The sequence below is a fragment of the Streptomyces sp. NPDC058274 genome, assembly GCF_042881375.1.
Taxonomy (GTDB): domain Bacteria; phylum Actinomycetota; class Actinomycetes; order Streptomycetales; family Streptomycetaceae; genus Streptomyces.
The window spans coordinates 89,145-111,967 of record NZ_JBHVXW010000007.1; the positions used below are offsets into that span (position 1 = coordinate 89,145).

Annotated in this window: 25 protein-coding genes and 1 pseudogene; 8 read left to right on the forward strand and 18 right to left on the reverse strand. The window is 69.5% G+C overall.

The features are described 5' to 3' along the window. Positions 1–6: 6 nt before the first annotated feature. From ACFVYF_RS16415 to ACFVYF_RS16430, 4 genes are all read right to left on the reverse strand, one after another. Complete coding sequence (locus ACFVYF_RS16415; protein ID WP_389455885.1) at positions 7–966, reverse strand: PmoA family protein; 960 nt, start codon at positions 964–966, stop codon at positions 7–9. Continuing rightward, positions 963–2,147 (reverse strand): Gfo/Idh/MocA family protein, encoded by a 1,185-nt coding sequence (locus ACFVYF_RS16420; protein ID WP_389455886.1) that lies wholly within the window; start codon positions 2,145–2,147, stop codon positions 963–965. Before ACFVYF_RS16420 ends, ACFVYF_RS16415 begins: the two co-directional genes overlap by 4 nt. A 192-nt stretch (positions 2,148–2,339) precedes the next feature. Further along, entirely contained in the window at positions 2,340–3,005 is a 666-nt protein-coding gene (locus ACFVYF_RS16425) for a GntR family transcriptional regulator (protein ID WP_389455887.1), read from the reverse strand. 203 nt (positions 3,006–3,208) lie between these two features. Beyond that, positions 3,209–4,225 carry a LysR family transcriptional regulator gene (locus ACFVYF_RS16430; RefSeq protein ID WP_389455888.1) on the reverse strand — a complete coding sequence of 339 codons (1,017 nt, stop codon included), beginning with the start codon at positions 4,223–4,225 and terminating at the stop codon, positions 3,209–3,211. Between the two features lie 123 nt (positions 4,226–4,348). Here ACFVYF_RS16430 and ACFVYF_RS16435 point away from each other — a divergent pair, with 123 nt between their 5' ends. The 3 genes from ACFVYF_RS16435 (at position 4,349) to ACFVYF_RS16445 (ending at position 6,870) form a co-directional block, all read left to right on the forward strand. Continuing rightward, positions 4,349–5,596 (forward strand): MFS transporter, encoded by a 1,248-nt coding sequence (locus ACFVYF_RS16435; protein ID WP_389455889.1) that lies wholly within the window; start codon positions 4,349–4,351, stop codon positions 5,594–5,596. Positions 5,597–5,842: 246 nt separating this feature from the next. Further along, a complete protein-coding gene (locus tag ACFVYF_RS16440) occupies positions 5,843–6,043 on the forward strand; it encodes a hypothetical protein (protein WP_389455890.1) in 201 nt (66 codons plus the stop codon). After that, a complete protein-coding gene (locus tag ACFVYF_RS16445) occupies positions 6,040–6,870 on the forward strand; it encodes a class I SAM-dependent methyltransferase (protein WP_389455891.1) in 831 nt (276 codons plus the stop codon). The genes ACFVYF_RS16440 and ACFVYF_RS16445 overlap by 4 nt, the downstream gene beginning before the upstream one ends. A 91-nt stretch (positions 6,871–6,961) precedes the next feature. On the opposite strand, the gene ACFVYF_RS16450 is transcribed toward ACFVYF_RS16445, so the two are convergent. Further along, positions 6,962–7,636 (reverse strand): class I SAM-dependent methyltransferase, encoded by a 675-nt coding sequence (locus tag ACFVYF_RS16450; RefSeq protein ID WP_389455892.1) that lies wholly within the window; start codon positions 7,634–7,636, stop codon positions 6,962–6,964. Positions 7,637–7,808: 172 nt separating this feature from the next. On the opposite strand from ACFVYF_RS16450, the gene ACFVYF_RS16455 reads away from it, so the two are divergent. Next, positions 7,809–8,216, forward strand: a complete 408-nt coding sequence (locus ACFVYF_RS16455) for a YciI family protein (protein WP_389455893.1) — start codon at positions 7,809–7,811, stop codon at positions 8,214–8,216. 8 nt (positions 8,217–8,224) lie between these two features. Beyond that, on the forward strand, positions 8,225–9,370 hold the full coding sequence (locus tag ACFVYF_RS16460; protein WP_389456244.1) for an RNA polymerase sigma factor: 1,146 nt from the start codon (positions 8,225–8,227) through the stop codon (positions 9,368–9,370). A 291-nt stretch (positions 9,371–9,661) separates the two neighbouring features. On the opposite strand, the gene ACFVYF_RS16465 is transcribed toward ACFVYF_RS16460, so the two are convergent. The 12 genes and pseudogenes from ACFVYF_RS16465 to ACFVYF_RS16520 form a co-directional block, all read right to left on the reverse strand. After that, the gene (locus ACFVYF_RS16465; RefSeq protein ID WP_389455894.1) at positions 9,662–10,252 is read right to left on the reverse strand and encodes a DUF6461 domain-containing protein; all 591 of its coding nucleotides are present in this window, start codon (positions 10,250–10,252) and stop codon (positions 9,662–9,664) included. Between the two features lie 265 nt (positions 10,253–10,517). Next, positions 10,518–10,846, reverse strand: a pseudogene (locus ACFVYF_RS16470) (M20/M25/M40 family metallo-hydrolase); the annotation flags it as partial. 81 nt (positions 10,847–10,927) lie between these two features. Continuing rightward, positions 10,928–11,782, reverse strand: coding sequence for an alpha/beta fold hydrolase (locus tag ACFVYF_RS16475; RefSeq protein WP_389455895.1), 855 nt, complete (start codon positions 11,780–11,782; stop codon positions 10,928–10,930). A 111-nt stretch (positions 11,783–11,893) separates the two neighbouring features. Then, complete coding sequence (gene paaE, locus ACFVYF_RS16480; RefSeq protein WP_389455896.1) at positions 11,894–13,003, reverse strand: 1,2-phenylacetyl-CoA epoxidase subunit PaaE; 1,110 nt, start codon at positions 13,001–13,003, stop codon at positions 11,894–11,896. Continuing rightward, on the reverse strand, positions 13,003–13,518 hold the full coding sequence (gene paaD / locus ACFVYF_RS16485; RefSeq protein ID WP_389455897.1) for a 1,2-phenylacetyl-CoA epoxidase subunit PaaD: 516 nt from the start codon (positions 13,516–13,518) through the stop codon (positions 13,003–13,005). Before paaD ends, paaE begins: the two co-directional genes overlap by 1 nt. Then, positions 13,512–14,342 carry a 1,2-phenylacetyl-CoA epoxidase subunit PaaC gene (gene paaC, locus ACFVYF_RS16490; protein WP_389455898.1) on the reverse strand — a complete coding sequence of 277 codons (831 nt, stop codon included), beginning with the start codon at positions 14,340–14,342 and terminating at the stop codon, positions 13,512–13,514. The genes paaD and paaC overlap by 7 nt, the downstream gene beginning before the upstream one ends. 9 nt (positions 14,343–14,351) lie before the next feature. Further along, positions 14,352–14,654, reverse strand: coding sequence for a 1,2-phenylacetyl-CoA epoxidase subunit PaaB (paaB, locus tag ACFVYF_RS16495; protein WP_389455899.1), 303 nt, complete (start codon positions 14,652–14,654; stop codon positions 14,352–14,354). After that, a complete protein-coding gene (gene paaA, locus ACFVYF_RS16500; RefSeq protein ID WP_389455900.1) occupies positions 14,651–15,637 on the reverse strand; it encodes a 1,2-phenylacetyl-CoA epoxidase subunit PaaA in 987 nt (328 codons plus the stop codon). Before paaA ends, paaB begins: the two co-directional genes overlap by 4 nt. A 177-nt stretch (positions 15,638–15,814) precedes the next feature. Further along, positions 15,815–16,666: a 3-hydroxyacyl-CoA dehydrogenase family protein gene (locus tag ACFVYF_RS16505; protein ID WP_389455901.1), complete on the reverse strand. Its 852-nt coding sequence runs from the start codon at positions 16,664–16,666 to the stop codon at positions 15,815–15,817. Then, a complete protein-coding gene (locus ACFVYF_RS16510; RefSeq protein ID WP_389455902.1) occupies positions 16,663–17,424 on the reverse strand; it encodes an enoyl-CoA hydratase/isomerase family protein in 762 nt (253 codons plus the stop codon). The genes ACFVYF_RS16505 and ACFVYF_RS16510 overlap by 4 nt, the downstream gene beginning before the upstream one ends. Continuing rightward, positions 17,421–18,644, reverse strand: coding sequence for a thiolase family protein (locus ACFVYF_RS16515; protein WP_389455903.1), 1,224 nt, complete (start codon positions 18,642–18,644; stop codon positions 17,421–17,423). The genes ACFVYF_RS16510 and ACFVYF_RS16515 overlap by 4 nt, the downstream gene beginning before the upstream one ends. Next, on the reverse strand, positions 18,644–18,769 hold the full coding sequence (locus tag ACFVYF_RS16520) for a hypothetical protein (protein ID WP_389455904.1): 126 nt from the start codon (positions 18,767–18,769) through the stop codon (positions 18,644–18,646). Before ACFVYF_RS16520 ends, ACFVYF_RS16515 begins: the two co-directional genes overlap by 1 nt. A gap of 93 nt (positions 18,770–18,862) precedes the next feature. On the opposite strand from ACFVYF_RS16520, the gene paaI reads away from it, so the two are divergent. Together paaI and paaK are read left to right on the forward strand one after the other, a co-directional pair. Further along, positions 18,863–19,297, forward strand: a complete 435-nt coding sequence (gene paaI / locus ACFVYF_RS16525) for a hydroxyphenylacetyl-CoA thioesterase PaaI (RefSeq protein WP_389455905.1) — start codon at positions 18,863–18,865, stop codon at positions 19,295–19,297. After that, entirely contained in the window at positions 19,294–20,640 is a 1,347-nt protein-coding gene (gene paaK, locus ACFVYF_RS16530) for a phenylacetate--CoA ligase PaaK (protein WP_389455906.1), read from the forward strand. Before paaI ends, paaK begins: the two co-directional genes overlap by 4 nt. Positions 20,641–20,740: 100 nt before the next feature. Here paaK and ACFVYF_RS16535 read toward each other — a convergent pair whose 3' ends face one another. After that, complete coding sequence (locus ACFVYF_RS16535; protein WP_389455907.1) at positions 20,741–21,349, reverse strand: TetR/AcrR family transcriptional regulator; 609 nt, start codon at positions 21,347–21,349, stop codon at positions 20,741–20,743. A gap of 164 nt (positions 21,350–21,513) precedes the next feature. On the opposite strand from ACFVYF_RS16535, the gene ACFVYF_RS16540 reads away from it, so the two are divergent. Continuing rightward, on the forward strand, positions 21,514–22,662 hold the full coding sequence (locus ACFVYF_RS16540) for an FAD-dependent oxidoreductase (protein ID WP_389455908.1): 1,149 nt from the start codon (positions 21,514–21,516) through the stop codon (positions 22,660–22,662). The last annotated feature ends 161 nt before the right edge of the window (positions 22,663–22,823 follow it).

Consider the following 22,823-nt stretch of genomic DNA (forward strand, 5'->3'; position numbering starts at 1 on the left):
CTCCGCTCATGAGCCGGTCCCCCAGCCAAGTTCCTTGAGGTAGCTCTCCACCCGTGGCCGGTCCCAGGCCCCGTCCGCGACCACGACCCGGTAGCGGTACCGGAAGCTCTCCCCGGCCGGCAGCTCGAACTCCTGGTGGAAGGACCAGGAGAAGGCGACCGAGGGCAGCGGCTCGGAGCGTACGAACCAGTGCGAGGGGTGGATGGCGTTGGCGTTCTCCGGGGCGTGCGCGAAGACCAGTGTGGAGTGCGCGTCGACCCCGTCATGCTCCCCGGTGAACGCGATCCAGGGCGCCTCGGTGGCCGGCGCGCCCATCAGGTCCGCCGCCCCCGCCTCGCCCCGGCCGCCGCGCGTACCGGGGCCGAGGACATCGCCGCCGGTGAAGTCGCGGGGGCCGCGCCAGGCGAGCGAGGTGTAGCCGGCGGCTTCGCGGCCCGCGGTGGTCGGGGAGCCGAAACGCAGGGGTCCGCCCCGGGTGTTGGTCAGCTCGACCGACCAGTCGAGGGCGTAGCAGCCGGCGTCCGCATCGGCCGGGTGCAGCACGACCGTACGGCGCTCGCGCGCCCATTCCCGGCCACCGTGCGCCAGCCAGGTCAGCAGTTCCGTGAAGCGCAGGCGGTCCGTGTCCGCCTCGAAGCTCTCGAAGGCGTCGTGCCGCAGCGAGCCGACCAGCTCGGGCACCGCCTGGTACTGCGCCTCAGGGCCCAGGTAGGAGTTGCCGCCCCAGAAGTTCTGTCCGGACAGATGACTGGCGGTCATCTGAAGGCCCTTGTGCCAGCGGTGGTCGGTGGGCCGGTAGCCGCTGACCAGGTGGCCGGCCGGGGTGCGCAACGGATGCACATACGGTTTGGGCGCCTCGAAGGGTTCGGGGTCCGGCGCGTATACGTAAGCCAGTAGCTCGACTCCGCCGGCGGCGACGGTGATCCGCTCGCCGTGGACGTGGGTGACGGTGATCCGCCGGCTCATGCGTTCGCCTCTGTCCGCGGGGCCCAGTCCGGGTGGTCGCCGTGCATGGCCGAGTAGTACGGGTCGGCGGGGGTGATCTCGCCCGCGTGCACGGGCCGGCCGGTGAATGCCGCCTTGTAGAGCGCGGCGATGAACTCCACGGTCCGGCGAGCGTCCTGGTCGCCGCCCGGTGGCCGTGTGCCGGCCTGCATGGCGTCCAGGACCGCGGTGAGCTGAGCGGCGTGCGAACTGGGCTGGTCGGCCGCGGGAGTACGCCACTGCCGGACGCGGTCCGCGGCGGCCGGGTCCTCACGCAGTTGCGGGGCGGCCGTGTAGACCCAGTCCTCGTTGCGGTGGCCGTAGAGATGGGTGAGCTCCACGGTGGCGTCGGCGCAGTCGATCCTGATCCTGCTGACCTCGTCGGGCGACAGAACGCTGTTGACGACGGTGGCCAGGGCGCCGGAGCGGAACCTGACCAGCGCGGTCGAGACGTCCTCGCTCTCCACCTCGTGCACCAGCCGGCCGGCCATCGCCCGGACCTCGGTCCAGTCGCCCAGTAAGTGGAGCAGCAGGTCCATCTGATGGATGCCGTGGCCCATGGAGGGGCCGCCGCCCTCGGTGGCCCAGCGTCCGCGCCAGGGCACCGCGTAGTACACCGTGTCGCGGTACCAGGTGGTCTGGCAGTGGGCGACCAGCGGACGGCCGAGCGCGCCGGTGGACAGCTGTTCGCGGGCATGCACGGCGCCGGAGCCGTAGCGGTGCTGGAAGACGACGGAGGCGTAGGGACCGGCCGGGTCCTGTTCGGCGGCGGCGATCTCGTCGTACTCGGCGAGCGAGAGGCAGTACGGCTTCTCGCAGAGGACCCAGGCGCCGGCCCTTAGGGCGGCCACGGCCTGGGCGCGGTGCAGGGCGGGCGGGGTTCCGATGAGCACGAGGTCGGGGCGCTCGGCGGCGAGCATGTCGGCAAGGTTGCGGTAGCCGGTGACGTTCCAGGCGGGGGCTGCCTCCGCGGGAGACCCGGGCTCGGCGGGCAGGGCGGCGGCGGCACGGAAGGCGTCCAACCGCGTGGCGTCCGGGTCGACCGCCGCGACCAGGTCGACCCGGTGGCCTTGGGCCCGGAGTGCGGCCAGATGGCTGCTGGTGGCGATCCCGCCGGTACCGACGACCGCCGTCCGGACGGGACGGCTGCTGACTGCTGCCATGGACAGAGCTCCTCGCTACGGAAAGCGCTTGCTGGCGACCGTAGACTTGGCACTGATGACAGGACAAGGGTGAGAACCCATAAAAGGGCCCAGGCGTCGCCCTCGCGTCGGCGACTTCGTGATCAATGCACCCAGTAGGCCGACGGCGACTTCCCCAGGCTCTCCAACTCGCCTTCCATCAGCCTGAATACGTCAACTACCCGGCCTCGCCGGAAACCGTGTCCTGGCGTCCACAGTGTGGGCGTGCATGACCTGCTGGGCGCGTGCGTCGTCGCGGTCGGCGATGGCCGAGATCAGCTCGCGATGCTCCACCCAGGCCTGGCGGACGTTGGGTGTGAAATACCGGCGGACCCTTTGCTCGACATGGGCGGCCAGCTCCGCGAGTACCGCGTTTCCGGCCAGTTCCATGACACAGGCGTGGAACGTGGCGTTGGCGATCACGACCGCGCCGACGTCGTCGGCGGCGACCGCGGCCTCGCCGTTCGCGCACAGTTCGTCCAGCCGGTCGAGTCCCTGGCCCGAGGAGCCGATCGCGGCGAGGCGCGCCGCCTCGGTCTCCAGCAGGGTGCGGACGACGAAGAGCTGGTCGGTCTCGTCCTCGGTCGGCTCGTGGACGAAGGCGCCCTGGGCAGGGCGAAGGTCCACCCACCCTTCGGTGTTCAGCTGTTGCAACGCCTCGCGTACTGGCTGCCGGGAGACCCCGAGGTGGCCCGCGAGTTCGCTCTCCACCAGGTGCTGGCCAGGGTGCAGCGACCGTGAACTGATGAGGTCCAGCAGCGCCTCGTACACCTGCTCGCGCAGCGACGCCGGGCGCTCCAGCTTGGGCACTGATTCTCGCGGCAGCCCGTTGAACAGCATCTTGGCCTCCGATGACCTCTCGTAGCCCTCAATCTACGGGCCTCACTCGGCGTGCGGGAGAGGATCGAACACGGGAACTGGACTGTCGGCAGCCCCGTTTCGTCCGCTGGGCACGACCAACTCGCCGGCACGCCTCAGGCACCGGGCTGCCACGCCTTCGTCGAACGGGCACCGCGGCCCGGATGCAGTGGCGGAGCCGGCCTCTACTGCTCGACGGAGTCAGGGGCGCGGTCAGGTCCAGGGCGGCTGGTGGTGTCTCCGTCGCTGCGGCGCGATGCCGATGCCGATGCCGATGCCGATGCCCAGGATGGGTGCCAGGCCGGCTCGGGGAGCGGTGCCAGGCTTCCGAAGTGGTTGATGATTGCGCGGAGCCCTGGGTGTGGGTTCGCTCGGGGGAGGATGAGCGAGAGCGGGTAGGCGAGGGTCGGATTCACGACCGGGATGCGGCGCAGGTCGTGGTTGGTCGGCCAGATGTAACGGTCGCGCGAGCCTACGAGGGTGGCCACGTCCGCGGAGTCCGCGAGAATGTCGAGGAGTACCTCGTTGCCGAAGTTCGGGCCCGCGGCGTCGATGCGGAGGTCGAAGTCGGTGGCGAGCTGATCGTAGAACTCCGCCCATTCGCTTCGCGGCGCGATACCCGGCACCCAGATCCGGTGCCCCCGCAGCTGGGTCGGCGTCAGGGTGCGCGCGGCGGCCAGCGGGTGCCGCGGCCCGACGAGGAGTTCCAGCGGGGAGTCGAAGGCGTGGATCATTTGCACGTCCCGCGGCAGTGTCGCCGGGTCGGTGACCGAGCGGAACGAGGCGTCGATTTCGCCTGCCTGGACGGCGGCGACCGCCAGGCGCGGGTCGTTGACCCTGAGCGTCACCACGTCGAGGTCGGTTTCGGGATGCGACCGCCAATAGTCGTGCAGAACGACGGCCTGCGCGGATCGCAGTCCGAGAACGTCGATCCGAAGAGCCCGCGAGCCCGGTCTGATCGCGGTGATGGCGCGATCGACACCCGTGACGATGTTCCGGGCGTGCGGGAGGAAGGCCTGGCCGTCGAGTGTCAGCTCGACCCCTCGGGCCGTGCGGGTGAACAACCGCACGTCGAGTTCGCGCTCAAGGCCGGCGATCCGCTTCGACACGGCCTGTTGCGTCACACCGAGCTCGTCGGCCGCGTGTTGCAGCTGTCCGAGCTCGGCCGCGCGGACGAACGATCGCACCGCCTCGGTATCCATTGATCCAGCATAAGTGTGCCCAACTGATGGTTGTGGCTCGCCCGGGAGTCGGTTGTTTGATCCCGCAGCAGCGCGGACGGTGTGATGAGGAGATCCAAACATCCGTTGTCACGAGGGAGTCGCATGCGCGTGCAGTTGGGGCGCAGCTTCGGCTGGCTGTGGTCGGCCTACGCCGTCAGTACGTACGGTACGTGGATTGCCTTCGGCGCGTTCCCGTTGATCGCGGTTCGCGTGCTGCACTCGCCGGCGTTCGCCGTGTCGCTCCTGGAGGCGGCCGGGCTTGCCGTCGCGGCGATGGTGGCGTTCTCGCTCGGGCCGTGGGTCGAGCACCGGGCCAAGCGTCCGGTGATGATCGCCACGGACCTCGTCCGGTTCGTCGCGATGGCCAGTGTCCCGATCGCGTACGTCCTCGGCCTGCTGTCCTACGGCCAACTGCTGGTCGTCTCGGTCGTCTCCGGAACCGCGAGCATCGCCTTCACCGCCGCGTCCGGCGCGTATCTGAAATATCTCGTCCGTAGCGATCACCTCCTTGTGGCGAACGGAAGGTTCGAGGGCACGAGCTGGGTGGCGACCGCGGTGGGGCCGCCCCTGGGTGGCGCACTCATAGGGTTGCTCGGCCCGGTGATCACCGTCATGGCCGACGCCCTCAGCTATCTGCTGTCCGCGCTCGGGGTCCTCCGCATCCGGGGCGGCGATGTCGCGGCACCCCGCGACCAGGCCATCAGGCTGCGCGGAGCCGACCTTCTCGGCGGCTGGCAGTTCATCCTCCGCGACCCCGCGCTACGGCGCCTGTTCCTCAACTCCATCCTGGTCGGCGGCCTCATCATGGCCACCCTCCCGCTCCTGTCCGTCCTCCTGCTCGGCCAGTACCACTTCCCGGCCTGGCAGTACGGTCTTGCCTTCGGTATCCCGGCACTCGGCGGCTTCGTGGGTGCCCGTCTCTCCGCGCGGCTCGTGACCCGCTACGGCCGGCACCGGGTCATGACCGTCTCCGGCCGGCTGCGATCGCTCTTCCCCCTCGGCCTCGCGTTCGTCCGCCCGGGCATCCCCGGACTGCTCACCGTGATCATCGTCGAAGGCCTGCTGATCACCTGCATGGGCATCTTCAATCCGATCTACGCAACAGAACGCCTGCAACGGACTCCCGCGGATCATGCCGCCCGAGTCCTCAGTACATGGAGCGCCAGCAGCAAGCTCGTACAGGCTGCCCTGATGGTGATCTGGGGCGTACTCGCCACACTGACCAGCCCACTCGCCGCGATCACCCTGTCCGGCGTGCTCCTGCTCGCCACCCCGCTCCTGCTGCCCAAACGGGCGCACCTGTCCGCACTTGAGCCCGCCGCGGCGGCCGCAGACGCCCGGGCCGCATGACTCACCGCCACGCCGCCGGCACGAGGCCGACTCCCTCATGGGCTGAAACTCGCACGCGCCGGACAGGAAGCCCAGGTGGCGAGACGACGCCGACCGAGTCGAAGGTGGCCGGCTTCGGGTGCCGCACCCCTTGGGCCGATTGGCTCAGGCGCGCTGCACCCCGGTCGTGCCGCCGGTGGAGGATCGGAGGGGAGACGGTCTCGGGACCGCCAACCGGCACCGCCCCACCGCGTGAGAGGTTCGGCCATGAAACCGTTCGACGACGACCCCCTCGCCCGTCAGGCTCAGCTCCTCGTCGACAGGTTCACGTGCCCGGCAGAGCTCGCGTTCCGGCTTGCCGAGTACGGACAACCGGGTCACCACTCGACACGAGATCGTTCCCTGTTCGGCCGGCGCATGTTCGTCTGGTCCGACGACACCCGCGGCGTCGCGCCGGCGGCAACGTGACCGCCACGCCGCGCGGGGACGAGCCGGGCGGCCGCTACGGCGAGGCCGTGTTCCGTCCCGAACAGGCCGGCGAGGGAGAGCGCATCGACTTCGGCGCCCTCGCCTACGACGACATCACCATGGCGCGACTGCGGGCACTCGGGGCCGGCCCGGGGTGGCGTTGCCTCGATGTGGGTGCCGGCACGGGCACGGTCTCCCGCCGGCTGCTGGACGAGGCCGGGGTGACGAGCGTTCTCGCCGTGGACCGCGACGTACGGTTCCTCGCCGAGCGGGTCGTCCCCGGGCTCGACGTGCTGGAGGCCGACATCACAGCCCCAGACGTCGTCCCCGGCCGGTTCCAGCTCGTCCACGCGCGCTTCGTGCTGATGCACCTGCCCGAGCACGACCGTCTGATCACGCAACTCGCCGAACTCGTCGCGCCCGGCGGTGTGCTGGTGCTCAGCGACGCCGTCGACCTGACGAGCGACCGGGCGCCCAACACGCCGTACACCGCGGCGATGCGGGCGATGTGGCAGGGCCTGCAGGCCACCATCGGCACCGATATCTCCTGGGTACCGTCGTACCCCCACCTGCTGCGTGGGGCGGGGCTCGTGCCCGTCGCCGCCGAGATCCATGTGCCGCCGCTGCTGCCCGGCAGTCCCATCAGCCGCTTCTGGGGGGACACCTGGGAGCGGAGCAGAGCGGCGATGCTCGCCACCGGTTTGGTCGACGACGCGGACATCGACGCGGCGATCCGGTACCTGGACTCGGACGAATGCGCCGCGTTGTCAGCCGGCATGCTCACCGTCTGGGGATGGAAACCCGGGGACGCCGCCGCCCCACGCTGACCCGTCCCCGCCCCCGCCGCCGCCCCCGCCCGCCCCCGACCGCGGCTTCGCCAGTCCGGAGGCCACGGGCGCTGGGCGCACTGCCCGCGAGTTATGTCTCCGGCCCGACAGTCCTTGCCCAGGCCTTGCGGGCGAGCAGGTGAATCTCCTGGAACTGCCGACGGTCGGTGGGCTGAGGCTCGCGCACCAGCCGGGCCACCTCGGCCAATCCGGACTCGCGCAGCATCGCGGCGAGGTGATCAGGCCACCACCGATAGGCCGGTGCGACCGCGTGATCAAAGACCTGCGTCGGATGAGACGGACCATCGGTTGCCGAAAAGCCGACCAGAAGGTGGCCACCAGGTGCCAGCACACGATGGAACTCCGCCAGGATGAAGGGGAGTTCGTCCGGCGGAGTGTGGATGATGGACCAACGCGAGAGTACGCCGCCCAACGCGCCGTCAGCGATGTCCAACGCGGCCATCGAGCCCACGTCGAACCGCAGGCCCGGACAGGCCTGTCGAGCCAACTCGATCATCGCAGGAGAGGCATCAACACCAAACGCTGTCAGCCCCAGCTCTTCCATATAAGCAGTGACATATCCGGGCCCACACCCCAGGTCCGCGACCTGGCCGGCCCCACTCGCCCGTACCGCCTCGGCGAAGGCACCCAAGATCGCGCGGTCCAGGGGACTGTCACGCAACGTGTCGCGGAACAGCTGCGCATAGGTGGAGGCAGCCGCGTCGTAGGCCTCGCGGGTGGCGTCGAGGGCATCGTGTTCGACCATGCTCGCGACTGTAGTTCCTGGCGCTGAGGCGAGAGTTCCCTCTCGGCCTATGGCCCTGACGTGGAAAAAAGAGCCACGAAATTCGGGCGGTGATGTCGAGAACCCGTGGCCGGCTCCGTCCCCGTGGTGAACGCGACCACAATGGGTCACACCAGTACCGAGGAGAACCAGCATGGCCAAGTACCTGTTGCTCAAGCACTACCGTGGCGCTCCGGCCTCGGTCAACGACGTGCCGATGGAGCAGTGGACGCCGGAGGAGATCTCGGCCCACCTGCAGTACATGCGCGACTTCGCCGACCGGCTCAAGGGGACAGGTGAGTTCGTCGACGAGCAGGCGCTCGCTCCCGAGGGGACGTTCGTGCGCTACGACGGCGAGGGGCGGCCGCCGGTCACCGACGGACCGTTCGCCGAGACCAAGGACCTCATCGCCGGCTGGATGGTGATCGACGTCGACAGCTACGAGCGCGCCGTCGAACTGGCCGGGGAACTGTCGGCCGCTCCCGGCAAGGGCGGGGAAACAATCCACGAGTGGCTCGAACTGCGCCCCTTCTACGGCGTGCAGCCCACCGTCACGGAATGACCCCCGAAGTGAACGAGACCCTGCTCCGCAGCCTCACACCCAGCGTCCTCGCCATCCTCGTCCGCCGCGGAGCCGACTTCGCGGCGGCCGAGGACGCCGTACAGGACGCGCTCGTCGAGGCAGTTCGCGTATGGCCGGCCGACCCGCCACGGGATGCGAAGGCCTGGCTGATCACCGCCGCCTGGCGCAAGTTCCTCGACGCGACCCGGGCGGACACCGCCCGCCGCCGACGTGAGGACCTCGTCGACGAGGAGCCGGCGACCGGGCCCGCGACCGCGGTGGACGACACGCTCCAGCTCTACTTCCTGTGTGCCCACCCGTCGTTGACACCGTCGTCCGCCGTCGCACTCACGCTGCGCGCCGTCGGCGGGCTGACCACCCGCCAGATCGCCCAGGCCTACCTGGTGCCCGAGGCGACGATGGCCCAGCGCATCAGCCGGGCCAAGCGCACCGTCTCCGGCATACGGTTCGACCAGCCCGGCGATGTCGCCACCGTGCTGCGCGTCCTCTACCTGGTCTTCAACGAGGGCTACTCCGGCGACGTGGACCTCGCCTCCGAGGCCATCCGGCTCACCCGGCAGCTCGCGGCCACGATCGACCACCCCGAGGTGGCGGGGCTGCTCGCCCTCATGCTGCTCCACCACGCCCGGCGCGCCGCCCGGACCGCGCCCGACGGCAGCCTGGTGCCGCTCGCCGAGCAGGACCGCGGCCAGTGGGACACCAAGTCGATCCGCGAGGGCGTAGAGATCCTGCAGGCGGCCCTTGCCCGCGACAGGCTGGGCGAGTTTCAGGCCCAGGCCGCCATCGCGGCGCTGCACGCCGACGCGCCCACCGCCGAGGAGACCGACTGGGTGCAGATCGTCGAGTGGTACGACGAACTCGCCCGCCTGACCGACAGCCCCGTCGTCCGGCTCAACCGTGCGGTCGCCGTCGGCGAGGCGGATGGACCACGCGCCGGCCTTACAGCACTCGCGGCACTGGAGGACTCACTGCCCCGCCACACCGCGGTGGCCGCTTACCTCCATGAGCGCGACGGCGACCTGACGACCGCCGCACGGCTCTACGCCGAGGCGGCCCAGAAGGCACCCAACCTCGCCGAGCGCGACCACCTGACCCGCCAGGCCGCCCGCCTCAACGCCGGCCGGCGTCATTGACGGGGCGCGCTCGAATCTGCCGCCCGCAGCACTTGGCGCGGCCCCGTGGCCGGAGCGGTCGCCGCAAAGTGAGCAGGCACTGGCTCAGCACTCGCGCGCGTACTCCCCTGCGGTCCGCCAGCCGGCGGCAGCCGATATCAGCGCAAGGTGCGCGTCAGTGCCCCTCCGAACGGGCGGTACGCGGGAGTGCGAAAGCGCAGGGTGCCCGTCCAGGGCCCCTCCGAACGGGCGGTACGCGGGAGTGCGCAGCCGGTCAGGACGAGGAAGAGCCGCATGTGCCACTTGAGGCATTCAGTCCGGCAGGGGTCGCAGCCTGCCGCTCCAACGCTCGTCGTCGACCCCGCCGGGTTCCCTCAGGCGGATGCCAAAAGCGCTCTCTGCCAGCGCCAAGACGCTGTGAAGAGGTGCGACTTGACCGGGGACGAGCCCGAGCGGTCTCATGGAGTCATCGAGCCTTGACGGGTCCTGCCCGGTCGGCTCGATCGCCTGGAGCGTGTGAAAGTCGACGACGATCTCGCCGCCGACCGCGTACTTGAACCAGTGCATCGGCTTCTCGTTGTAGTGGAGGACGACGGCCTCAGTCCCCACGGAGGCGGCCCTCAAGATCCGCTCATCGAGTCCGTGCATGCCGCCCCGTTCCCACGCCCACGTCCACGAGCCCTCGATGCCGGTGGTGACGACGGGTTCTTCATCGTCGAGAAGGTCGTCGTCGAAGTCGTCCGACAGGTCGATCTCGTCGCGAAGGGCCAGGGTTTCCGGATCTACCCCCATGCGGGTGAGCAGCTCGGCAGGGGGCAGGTCCCGCACGAAGGTCAGGGTGTAGATGGGGAAGTCCCCATCCCGGAACATGTCCAGGCCGGCGCCTGCGTCTCTAGTCGTCATGCCGCGGATGCTGCCACACACCACTGACATCCCTATCGGGCGTGGTCGTTCTGTCCCGTACAGGCGAAAAACCGCAACGCTCTGAGCCGCATCAGTCCGGCTGGGCGAAGGTCACCGAAGCAGTCCACAAAGCGGGCGGATCGTCTCCCGGTTCGGCCGTGTCGGCGCGGCCTGCCACCCCGACCACCACGGCGGCCGCCTGCCCGACGGCCCCTCGGCCGTCAGCCCCGGCGAGATCCTGTGTTGCGCGCCAGGACACCACGCGTCAGCCCCGCAGCGGTGCCGCCAGTCGTGCCGGCGACCCCGCGACCAGGGCGGTCTGGGCAGGTACGGCGTCGGGGTAGATGAACTCGGCACGGGCGTGCGCGCCGTCGCCGACTGCGCCCATGCCGCACAGCACGGGCAGGCCGAGGGCGGCGACGAAGTTGGCGTCGCTCGCGCCGCCGACGGCGGCGTCGGGCGTTCGTCGCGGCCCTTCTCCTGCGCGACCGCGCGGACGAGGCCGAGCAGGGGGACGGAGGCGGCGTTGAGGGTCATCGGCGGCCGGTTCCCGTCGTGGTCGAACTCGATGCGGACGCGGGGGTCGCGCATCCTTCGTACGAACCGATCGACGGGGCTTCTTCAAGTCCGCATTCGCGCGGTGCGAACCGGAGTTCGTGAGCTGAGCCGGAACCCTTAGCGGGGCAGTCCTCGAACGAACCCGGCGACCAGCGTCGCCACCGCTTCCGGAGTCTCCATGTTCATGAGGTGGGTGGCGTCAATCCGGTTGACGCTGACCGTCGGCCGGGCGCTGGAGAGCAGGGCCAGCTCCTCAAGGACCCCTTGTGCGAACCGGGCGCTGAAGTCGCCGAACCACTCCATGCCAGGCGCAGGCGGAAGCTGTCGGCCGGCCTGTACCAGCAGGAGCGGGGAGTCGACCCCCTCCAGCCATGCCGTGACACCGAGCGCGAAAGTCCTGTGGAGTTCGTCGAAGAGCTCCAGCGCCTCCGCGCGTTCCGGCAGCGTCTGCCACTTGCCGTCGGGCAACGGGCGTACGGCCGCACGCGCAGCGGCCTCCGCATGATCGGCGGGAATGCCGAACCGGACGGAATTGACGACCTTCTCCTCGATGTACTCGGGTGGCGCGATGGCCCCGGCCGAAGCCAGCAACGTCTCCCTCACCCGGTCGGCGCCGGGGTACTCGCGTCCCCACCAGAAGCCGTCGAGATTCACGGCGGCACGGACGCGTCGCGGGTTCACCCGGGTGTACTCGACCGCGACCACTCCGCCGAGGGAATGGCCCACCACCACGGCCTCCGGCACGCCATGCGCGTCGAGCGTGTCCGCGATGTGCCCCACCACGGTGGGGATATTCCAGGGGGAGATACCGGGAGAGCGGCCGTGCCCCGGAAGATCGACGGCGAGGACACGGTGTCCGGCGGTGAGGAAGGCGGCCGCGGCGTCCCAGTCGGCGAACGACCGTCCGTAACCGTGCAGGAGAACCAGTTGAGGGCCATCGCCCCCGTAGTCATGAGCGTGCAGGAGTGTCATTGGACGTCACTGTAGGGCGGCACACACCCGCTCGAACACCGATTAAAGATCTCCGTCGAACGCGAGGTTCAGAGACCGGCGCACGGGCGGGACGTGCCGGCAGTCGGACCGTCAACTGTCGTAATCGACCGTCAACTTCTCGGATACGGGATACGTCTGGCAGGTCAGCACGTAGCCGGCTTCGACCTCGGCCGGTTCGAGGGCGTAGTTGCGGCGCATGTCCGCTTCGCCGTCGGTGATCCGGGCTCGGCAGGTGCCGCACACGCCTCCCTTGCAGGCGAACGGGAGATCGGGACGGATCCGTGCGGCGGCGTCGAGGAGCGTGGTGTCGCGCGGCAGTCCGTCGGTGGTGGAGCGGCCGTCGAGAGTGACGGTGACCTGGCTGACCGGTCCGTCGGCTGCTGCCTCTTCGCGGCGGACGGGCTGCGCGCCTTCGTCGGCGTAGAACAGTTCTTGGTGGACTCGCTCGGCGGGGACTTTGAGCCGGTCAAGTACCTGTTTGGCATCACGCACCATGCCGTGGGGACCGCACAGCCACCAGTGGTCGGCGGCCGGGACGTCGATCAGTCCGTCGATGAGGGCGCCGAGACGGTCGCCGTCGAGCCGGCCGGAGAGGAGATCGGCCTCGCGGGGTTCGCGCGAGAGGACGTGCGCCAGCTGGAACCGGGTGCGGTACTCGTCCTTCAGGTCGGCCAGTTCGTCGGCGAACATCACGGTGTCGGTGCGGCGGTTGCCGTAGAAGAGCGTGACCTCGGTGCGGTCGTCCGCCGCCAGCACCGACTCGGCGATGGACATCATGGGTGTGATGCCGGAGCCGGCCGCGATGAGCACATGGTGGCCGGGCACCGCGGTATTGGGCGTGAAGGCTCCGGTCGGGGCCATGACTTCGATGGTGTCCCCTGCTCTCACCTCATGAACCAGCCACGAGGAGAAGAGCCCGCCGGAGACTTCGCGGACCCCGATGCGTGGCGGGGCCCCCGCCGGCGAACAGATCGAATAGGAGCGCCTTTCGTCGCGCCCCTCGATGTCGCGTCGCAGGGTGAGTGACTGGCCAGGGCTGAAGACGAACTCTTCGGCCAGAGCGTCGGGGATGTCGAAACGGACAGCGACGGCGTCCTCGCAAAGACGCTCCACCGCGGCAACACGCAACGGATGGAAGGCCGGGCGGCGCCGGCGTGCTGTCGCCGGGGCACCGGCGGTCGGTGCCATCACCTCTGCCATCAGATCTCCTTGACGTACTCGAACGGCTCGCGGCAGGTGAGGCATCGCCACAATGCCTTGCAGGAGGTGGCCGCGAAACGGGAGGTCTCTTCGGTGTCGACCGAGGCGCAGCGCGGACACGCAACGGTGCGCCGGGTCGGCGACAGGTTCAGGGGAACAGGTCCCCCTGGGCGCATCGGTGCCGCCAGCGGTGGTGCGATGCCGTGTTCGGCCAGCTTGCGCCGCCCGGTGGCGGTGATCCAGTCACTCGTCCACGGAGGGTCCAGGACCGTGCGGATCGCGACGCGGTCAAAGCCGGCTTCGCGCAGGCGCGCTGCGACGCCGGCGCGCATCTCGGCCATGGCCGGACATCCCGAGTAGGTGGGGGTGAGGCTGGCGACCACGGTCCCGTCGGCCGCGATGGTGACGGCGCGCAGGACGCCGAGGTCGGCCAGGGTGAGCATGGGCAGCTCGGGGTCAGGAACCCGTTCGGCGATGTGCTGGGCGCGCCGGGTGTCGGCCAAGGTGGTCACCATGTCGCCTCCGGGTGAGCGCGGGCGACACTCTGCAGTTCGGTCAGGAGCGGGGCGAGGTGTTCCGTGTGCCCACCCTGCCTGCCGTTTCCGGGAAGGGGCGAGGCTTCCGGCATGGGCAGTCCGGCAGCTTCAAGGACTTTCCGAAGGTCCGCGAGTACGTCGCTCCGCGCGTCGTGTGCCGCGAACAGCTCTTCCCAGTAGGGAGCCAGAGCGTCCAGGGCCACCTGAATGCGTGCGTGGGACTCGTCCGTGCCGTCTCCCAGGCGCACGGTCCACTCGGCGGCGTACTGCCGGTGATAGGTGAGTTCCATGACTCCTTTGGCCGCGATGGCGGCGAGCACCGGGTCAGGCGAGGAGGTCAGCTCGGCGAAGTGGGCGAGGCGCCAGCTGGAGAGCACGAGCAGCCGCGCGACGGAGAACGCGAAGTCGCCGTTGGGGAGTTCGGCGAGGCGTACGTTGCGGAAGTCGTCGGCGTCGCGGAAGTAGGCGTACGCGTCCTCCCCGCGTCCCGTGCCGTCCGCCATGCCGCAGCGGGCGTACAGCAGTCGGGCCTGGCCCAGCAGGTCGAGCCCGATGTTCGCGAGCGCCACCTCCTCTTCCAGTTCGGGGGCCCTGGTGACCCATTCGGCGAGCCTCTGGGCAAGCACCAGGGCGTCATCGCCGAGCGCCATGCAGCAGGCAGCCAGTTCGGCTGCGTCGATGTCCTCGGGGACGGCGGTGTCCACCCCGTACAGAGGGTCTTCGAAGCCGGTGCCGAACGCCCAGCGCGAGTCGCTGTCGTCGTGCCCTTCGGCCAGGGTCATGTAGACGTGGTCGTCACTCATCCCCAGCTCCTAGATGTGCGGGACATCGTCGGGGATGTCGTAGAAGGTCGGATGCCGGTAGACCTTGTCGGCGCTGGGCGCGAAGAAGGGGTCCTTCTCGTCCCGTGTGGAGGCGGCGATGTGCTCCGAGCGCACGGCCCAGATGCTGACGCCTTCATTGCGCCGCGTGTACAGGTCGCGGGCGTGGGTGAGCGCCATCCGGTCGTCCGCCGCGTGCAGTGAGCCGACATGGACGTGGTTGAGACCGCGCTTCCCGCGGATGAACACCTCGTACAGAGGCCAGCTGCGGGTGTCCTTCTCCGGGCTGCTCATACTGCTGCCTCCTCACGAACTCGGGCGGCCACCTTGGCGGCGTGGACGCCGGCGGCTTCACGCACCCACGTGCCTTCTTCGTGGGCGGCGCGGCGGCGTTGCATCCGCTGCGTGTTGCACGGGCCGTTGCCGCTGATCACTTCCTTGAGCTCGGAGTAGTCGGGAGTTCCGAAGTCGTGGTGACCGCGCTCTTCGTTCCAGCGCAGCTCGGGGTCGGGCAGGGTCACACCGAGCTTGGCCGCCTGCGGCACCGTCATGTCGACGAAGCGCCGGCGCAGTTCGTCGTTGCTGTGCCGCTTGATCTTCCAGGCCATCGACTGCTCGGAGTTGGGTGAGTCGTCGTCGGGTGGGCCGAACATCATCAGGGACGGCCACCACCAGCGGTTCACCGCGTCCTGCACCATCTCCCGCTGTTCCTCGGTGCCGCGCATCATCGTCATCAGCAGCTCGTAGCCCTGACGCTGGTGGAAGGACTCCTCCTTGCAGATCCGGACCATCGCGCGGGCGTAGGGCCCGTACGAACTGCGGCAGAGAGGGACCTGATTGCAGATCGCCGCGCCGTCCACGAACCAGCCGATGACGCCGATGTCGGCGAAGCTGGGGGTCGGGTAGTTGAAGATCGAGGAGTACTTCTGGCGGCCTTCGATCAGCCGCTGCGTCAGGTCTTCCCGGTCGGCTCCCAGGGTTTCGGCGGCCGAGTACAGATACAGCCCGTGGCCGGCCTCGTCCTGGACCTTCGCGAACAGGATCGCCTTGCGGCGCAGCGACGGGGCCCTGGTGATCCATTCGCCCTCGGGCTGCATGCCGATGATCTCGGAGTGGGCGTGCTGGGCGATCTGCCGGATCAGCGTCTTGCGGTAGCCCTCCGGCATCCAGTCGCGCGGCTCGATCCGCTGGTCACGAGCGATCGTCGCCTCGAAGTCGGACTTCAGTTCCTGTGCGGCGTCACCGTCGGGTGGTACCGCGGGGCGTGCCGTGGTCATCTCTGCCACCTTCCCTACCGACCATTCGTTCGGTCCATCATACGGCGAGTGCTCCCCTGTCTGGCAAGCACCGAGCAAGCATCAGTGCCCGGCGAAGTACGGCGGCTGTCCGGCGAGGAAAGCGCGTACGGCATTGCGGTGGCCCTCCGTGGCAGCCAGGTGCTCCTGTGCCGCGGGTCACCATGTGTAGAAGCCCTGTCCCGTCTTGTGTCCGAGTTCGCCGCGCGCCACCTTGTCCCGCAGGAGCTGCGGTGGCGCGAAGCGGTCACCGAGGGTGGCGTGGAGGTACTCGGCGATGGCGAGCCGTACGTCGAGGCCCACTAGGTCTGTGAGGCGCAGCGGTCCCATGGGGTGCTTGTAGCCGAGCCGCATCGCGTCGTCGATGGCCTCGGGCGCGGCGACGCCTTCTTCGACCATGCGCATGGCCTCCAGACCCAGGGCCAGACCGAGACGGCTGCTGGCGAAGCCGGGGGAATCCTTGACGACGACGTCCTGCTTGCCGAGCGCCTTGGTCCATTCCAGAGCGGATTGGACGGTCTGCGGAGCGGTCTCAGGGGCGACCACGATCTCGACCAGCGCCGAGGCGGGCACCGGGTTGAAGAAGTGCATGCCCAGGAAGCGGTCCGGGCGGCGGAGGACGGCGGCGAGGTCAGTGACGGACAGCGAACTGGTGTTGGTGGCCAGGACCGTCGTATCGTCCACTGCTTCCTCGACGGCCTTCAGCACGCGGGACTTGAGCGCGGGGTCCTCCGGTACGGCTTCCACGACCAGCTCGGTGTCCGCGGACAGGGCATCCACCGTGTGGACGACGGCCACGCGGCGGGCCACGTCCCCGGCGGACTCACCGAGATGGCCTCGCTCCTCGGCGCGCTTCAGGCCGGCGGCGATGCGGTCCATCGCTGCGGCGGCAGCCTCTCCCCCGCTCTCCACCACGGTCACGACCGAGCCGGCGGCGGCGAAGGACTGGGCGATGCCCGCGCCCATGCGGCCGCCCCCGATGACTGCGACGGTCCTGGGCGACGACGTCATACCCGGCTCCTCTTCTCAAGAAAGCGTGTCATGCGGTCCCTCTTGTCCTCACCCTCGAACAGCACCGCCTGTGCCAGGTCGTCGGCGACGGGGTGGGCTCCGGGCGAGTCGACGACGAGCTTCGTCAGCCGCAGGGCCGTGGCCGACGAGCGCGCCATGCGATCGAGCAGTGCGTGGGCTTGCTCCAGCAGCTGCTCGGCAGGGACGACATCGATGACCAGGCCCACGGCGTGCGCTTCCCGGGCATCGAGATTGCGGCCGGCCAGGAGGATCTGCTTGGCGACCGACTCGCCGACCAGTTCCGGCAGACGCCAGCAGGCGCCGGCCGCCGCGAGGATGCCGAGGCCTGGTTCGGGATTGCCGAAAACGGCACCGGGGCCGGCCATGCGCAGGTCGCAGGCGTAGGCCAGCTCGGCACCGCCGCCCAGGGCCCAGCCCTCCACCGCGGCGAGCGTGGGCATGGGCAGCCGCCGGACCCGTTCGAACAGACGGCTGTTGATGCCCTGCAGTGCCTGGTCCCGGCCGCGCTCGAGCAGTTCGGCGATATCGGCGCCGCCTGCGAAAACGCCGCCATGACCGGTCAGCAGCAACAACTTGGGCTCGCGCTCCAGCAGTTCACACACCTGGTGCAGCTCGCTGATCATGCGGCCGCTGATGGCGTTGCGGGCCTCGGGGCGGTGCAGCGTGACGACGACCCGGTCGGCTCGTTCCTCCACCAGCAAGGTGTCGTACGGCAGGTGATCAGTAGGGGCAGTCATATGCGCTCGACCAGCAGTGCGACACCCTGGCCCACGCCCACGCACAGCGTGGCCAGGCCGCGGCGGCCGTTCTCGCGTTCGAGCCGGCCGACCAGGGTCAGCAGAATGCGGGCACCGGAGCAGCCGAGCGGGTGCCCCAGGGCGATGGCGCCGCCATCGGCGTTGACCTTGGCCTCGTCCAGCTTGAGACGGCGGATGACGGCCAGCGCCTGGGCGGCGAACGCCTCGTTGAGTTCGACGGCGTCCAGATCACCTGCCTGCCATCCGGCCCTGGCCAGAGCCTTTTCACTGGCGGGAACCGGGCCCAGCCCCATGAGGTTGGGCTGCACACCCGCGGAGGCGGAGGCAACGATCCGCGCCCGCGGCGTGAGCCCGTAGCGGTCCACGGCCTCCTTGCCCGCTATCACCAGGGCCGCGGCCCCGTCGGACAACGGTGAGGACGAGCCCGCCGTGACGATGCCGTCCTTACGGAAGACGGTCCGCAGGGAACCCAGCTTCTCCAGGGTGGTGGAGGGGCGCGGACCCTCGTCCCGGCTCACCTCACCATCTCCCACCGGGACGGGCACGATCTCGCGGTCGAAGCGGCCCGCTTCCTGGGCGGCCAGGGCACGCTGATGGCTGCGCAGGGCGAACGCGTCGGACTCGGCTCGGGTGATGCCGTCCAGGGCTGCGACCTCCTCAGCGGTCTCCCCCATGGACAGCGTGATCTTGGCTGCCTGGGGTCCGGCGCCCTCGGCTACACCACTGTCGGCGGCGGCGAAGCGCGGATTGGTGAACCGCCAGCCCAGGGCGGTGTCGTGCACCTGCCCCGGCTTGGCCCAGGGCGTACCGGGCTTCGCCATGACCCAGGGAGCCCGGGTCATGGATTCCACTCCCCCGGCGACCACGAGATCCGCTTCTCCCGCGCGGATGCTCTGTGCGGCTGCCGCGACGGCTGTCAGGCCCGAGGCGCACAGCCGGTTGACGGTGTAGCCGGGCACGGAGTGCGGCAGCCCGGCGAGCAGCACGGCCATCCGTGCCACGTCCCGGTTGTCCTCGCCCGCTTGGTTGGCGGCTCCCAGGATGACTTCGTCCACGGCTTCACCCGGGACGGCGGAGCGGCGCACAGCCTCGCCGACGACGAGGGCCGCCAGGTCGTCAGGGCGTACGGAGGCCAGGGCGCCGCCGTAGCGACCCTGCGGGGTCCGGGCGCCGTCGATCAGGTAGACCTCGTCCGACATCAGACAGACTCCTCAACAGGGGCGGGCCGGCGCGACGGCAGGATCGCGAAGCGGTCGGCGACGAAGGCGAGCAAGGTGCGGTGACGTGCGAAGCAGTCGAGATTCTTGGGGTTCTTCTGCGGCATGCGGGCCACCTCTTGACAGGCAGGGGTCTTGCTGGATTACTTGGCCGTGCCGCACGCTAACCGAATGTTCGGTCGGTCCACAAGGTGGTGGGAATGACGACCCAGCTGCCCGGCATGACTCCGGGCCCTGTCGAGAAGATGTTCGCCGCTGACGAGGCCTCGCGACGGCTTGGCATCGAGCTGCTGCAGTACGGCGAAGGGACAGCCGTGGTCCGGATGACCGTGACCCCTGCCATGGTCAACGGCCACCGGATCGCCCATGGCGGTTACCTGTTCCTCCTCGCGGACACGGCATTCGCCTGCGCCTGCAACAGCCACGGACCCGTGACGGTCGCCGCGGCCGCAGACATTGACTTCGTCGCTCCCGCGCACGAAGGCGATGTCCTGGTGGCCACCGCACGCGAGCGCACCCGGTTCGGCCGCAGCGGCATCTACGACGCGAGTGTCCTGCGCGGCGACGAAGTGATCGCGGAGTTCCGCGGCCGCAGCCGGACGCTCCGCAGCACGCAACATGAGGAGCCGCAATGAGCAGCGAAGTCATCGTGCCCGAGCGCCTGGAAGCCCGCCGGGGAGACCCGCTTCCCGAGGCATTGCTGGATGACGCCGAACGGATGTCACGTGAGGAGATCAGATCTCTCCAGCTGACCAGGCTGCGCAGCACACTCCAACACGCTTACGAGAACGTCGAGTTGTACCGGCGCAAGTTCGACGAGGCCGGGGTCGGGCCCGATGACTGCCGCAGCCTCGAGGATCTGTCCCGTTTCCCCTTCACCACCAAGGCCGACCTGCGCGACAGCTATCCCTTCGGCATGTTCGCCGTCCCGATGTCCGAGGTGCGGCGCGTACACGCCTCCAGCGGGACCACCGGCCGTCCCACGGTCGTCGGTTACACGGACAACGACCTGTCCATGTGGGCCGACGTCGTGGCCCGTTCCATCCGGGCCGCCGGCGGCCGCCCGGGGCACAAGGTCCACATCTCCTACGGCTACGGCCTGTTCACCGGCGGACTCGGCGCGCACTACGGCGCCGAACGGGCCGGCTGCACCGTCGTCCCCGCATCGGGCGGCATGACCGCACGTCAGGTGCAGATCATCCAGGATTTCCAGCCTGAGATCATCATGGTCACCCCGTCCTACATGCTCACCCTGCTCGACGAGTTCGAGCGCCAGGGCGTTGATCCCCGGTCCACCTCGCTCAAGATCGGGATCTTCGGCGCCGAGCCGTGGACGGAGGAGATGCGCCGCGAGATCGAGGAGCGCCTGGACATCCACGCCGTCGACATCTACGGCCTGTCCGAGGTGATCGGCCCCGGCGTCGCACAGGAGTGCGTGGAGACCAAGGACGGACTGCACGTGTGGGAGGACCACTTCTATCCAGAGGTCGTCGATCCGCTCACCGACGAGCCGCCGGCCGAGGGCGAGAGCGGCGAACTGGTCTTCACCTCGCTGACCAAGGAAGCCCTGCCGATCATCCGCTACCGCACGCGCGACTTGACTCGGCTGCTGCCCGGGACCGCCCGCCCCGGCTTCCGCCGGATCGAGAAGATCACCGGCCGCTGCGACGACATGATCATCCTCCGTGGCGTGAACGTCTTCCCGAGCCAGATCGAGGAGATCGTGCTGCGCACGCCTGGCGTGGCTCCTCATTTCCAGATCCAGCTCAGTCAGCGGGGACGGATGGATCACATGACGGTCCAGGTGGAGGCCAAGCCTGACACCGGCCCCGGCCAGCGCGAGGCGGCCGCGAGGATCATCACGCAGGGCGTCAAGGACGGTGTCGGGGTAACCGTCGAAGTCGCCATCGTGGATCCGGAGACCTTGGAGCGATCGCTGGGAAAGCTCCGCCGGGTCAAGGACACGCGCCGGCACTGAGTCGCGAGGACTCTCCGTAGTCGCCGAAAAGGGGCGGTCGCCGGGTCCCGGCGCCCGCCCCTTTTCGGCCGGGTCGACCTAACTCAACGGGTCAGCTCGCCTACGAGCCGGTGCCGGCGTTTTTGGCATCATGCTGTGATTGCCAACCGTGGATCAGGAGGTCGAACACTGTTTCCACGGTCGCGCGTGGATCGTGCCGGCCCTTGGCCAAGATCGGGACTTCCAGGACGAAGCGCGCGAGTGCCGAGCATGCGAGATCGTCCGCCTCCCGGCCGAGTTCCTCCGCGAGGACGGCGCTGAGGGCGTCCGCGTGCCGCATCCACATACGCTCGCCGTACTCGCGCAGCGCGGGCGTTCGGTCCACCAGTGCGGTGAACCGGTCCAGACGCGGGTCCGACGCGATCGCCACCCAGGACGTCAGTGCGTGGGCGCGCAACGCCTCGACCACACCCTGCCCCTTGGGCCGTTCGCGGACGGCGGCGGTCAGCGCCGCCTCGACTTCCTCCTCGCGGTCGAAGACCAACGCCTCCTTGCTCGGGAAGTGCGCGAAGAGGGTCGTCGTCGACACATCGGCCTTCTCGGCGATGTCACGAACGCTCACTCGTTCGAAACCGTGCTCCAGGAAGAGCTCCAGGGCGGCGTCGGCGATGGCCTGCCGAGTCGCGGCCTTCTTGCGCTCGCGGCGGCCAACAGTCGGGGTCTCGGGCATGACGCCACTCTACCCCATAGGTGAACTGAAGCAGAAACTGTAACAGTTGCACTTATGGACTCGCTTCTGCTTTGGTGGTCCAGGGATGCCGCCCCCAGAGGCGCGGCACCGGGCACCGCCATGCCGTGGCGTCACCGGGACCCCACCGACGAAAGGAACCCACCGTGGACTCTCCGACGCCCGCAAACGCTCGGATCAGCATCATCGGAGCCGGCCCGGGCGGGCTTACGTGCGCCCGCATCCTGCAGCAGCACGGCATTCCGGTGACGGTGTACGACCGCGATCCGGACGGGAGCTCCCGCAACCAGGGAGGCTCACTCGACCTGCACGAGGAAGACGGCCAGCTCGCACTCCGCGAAGCGGGCCTGCTGAAGGAGTTCTTCGCGCTCGCCAGGCTGGAGGGTCAGGAGATGCGCCGCCTGGACCCCGCAGGGCGCGTCCTTGCCCACCACCTGCCGGACGAGGGTGAAACGGCCTGCCCCGAGATCGACCGCGGACAGCTTCGCGAGCTCCTGCTGGGCTCACTCGCGGCCGGGACGGTTCAGTGGGGGCGCACTCTCGCATCAGTGAGCGGACCTGCCGACGGGCCGCGCACGCTGACGTTCACCGACGGGACGACCGTCGAAGCGGATCTCGTGATCGGTGCGGACGGCGCCTCCTCCCGGGTCCGCACCGCCCTGTCGCCCGCGACACCGCGCTACACCGGGGTCAGTTTTCTCGAGGCCTGGTTCGACGACATGGAGACCGCGCACCCCGAGCTCTCCGAGCTGGTCGGCAAGGGCAGCGCCCATATCGCCGACGGCGAGCGCGGTCTCTTCGCGCAGCGCAACAGCGGCGACCACATGCGCGTCTACCTCATGCAGCGCGTCCCGGTGGACTGGATCACGGCGAACGGGCTGCGCCCCGAGGACACCGAGGGCATCCGCGCGCATCTGCTGAACGAGTACGCGGGCTGGTCACCGCAGACACTCCGGATGATCACCGACAACGACGGCCCCTACGTCGACCGTCCCCTCTTCGCCCTGCCGGTGCCGCACACATGGGAGCACTCCCCCACGGTGACACTCCTGGGAGACGCCGCCCACCTCATGCCACCGCTCGGCGTCGGCGTCAACCTCGCCATGCTCGACGCCGGCGAACTCGCGCTCGCCCTCGTCCACGCAGTCACCATCAACGACGCTGTCCTCAGTTACGAGAAGACGATGGTGCCGCGCTCGGTCGCGACGGCCCAGACGCTCGAGGGCGGAGCTGAGCATCTCCTGTCGGTGTCCGACTCCGACGAGATCGCGCGGTCCGGTCAGGGCCGCTCCTGAACACGTTCAGCGTGCACCGCGATCTGCGGTCGTGCAGGTGGCGGGAGCACTTCCGGTGTTGCCCTTCCCGTCAACGGTGGCTGGTGGCGAGCCCGCGCCGAGATCAGGGGAAGCATGCGGTCGGAGCGGCGTACGACGGGGTGCTCACAGGCACCTCCGTC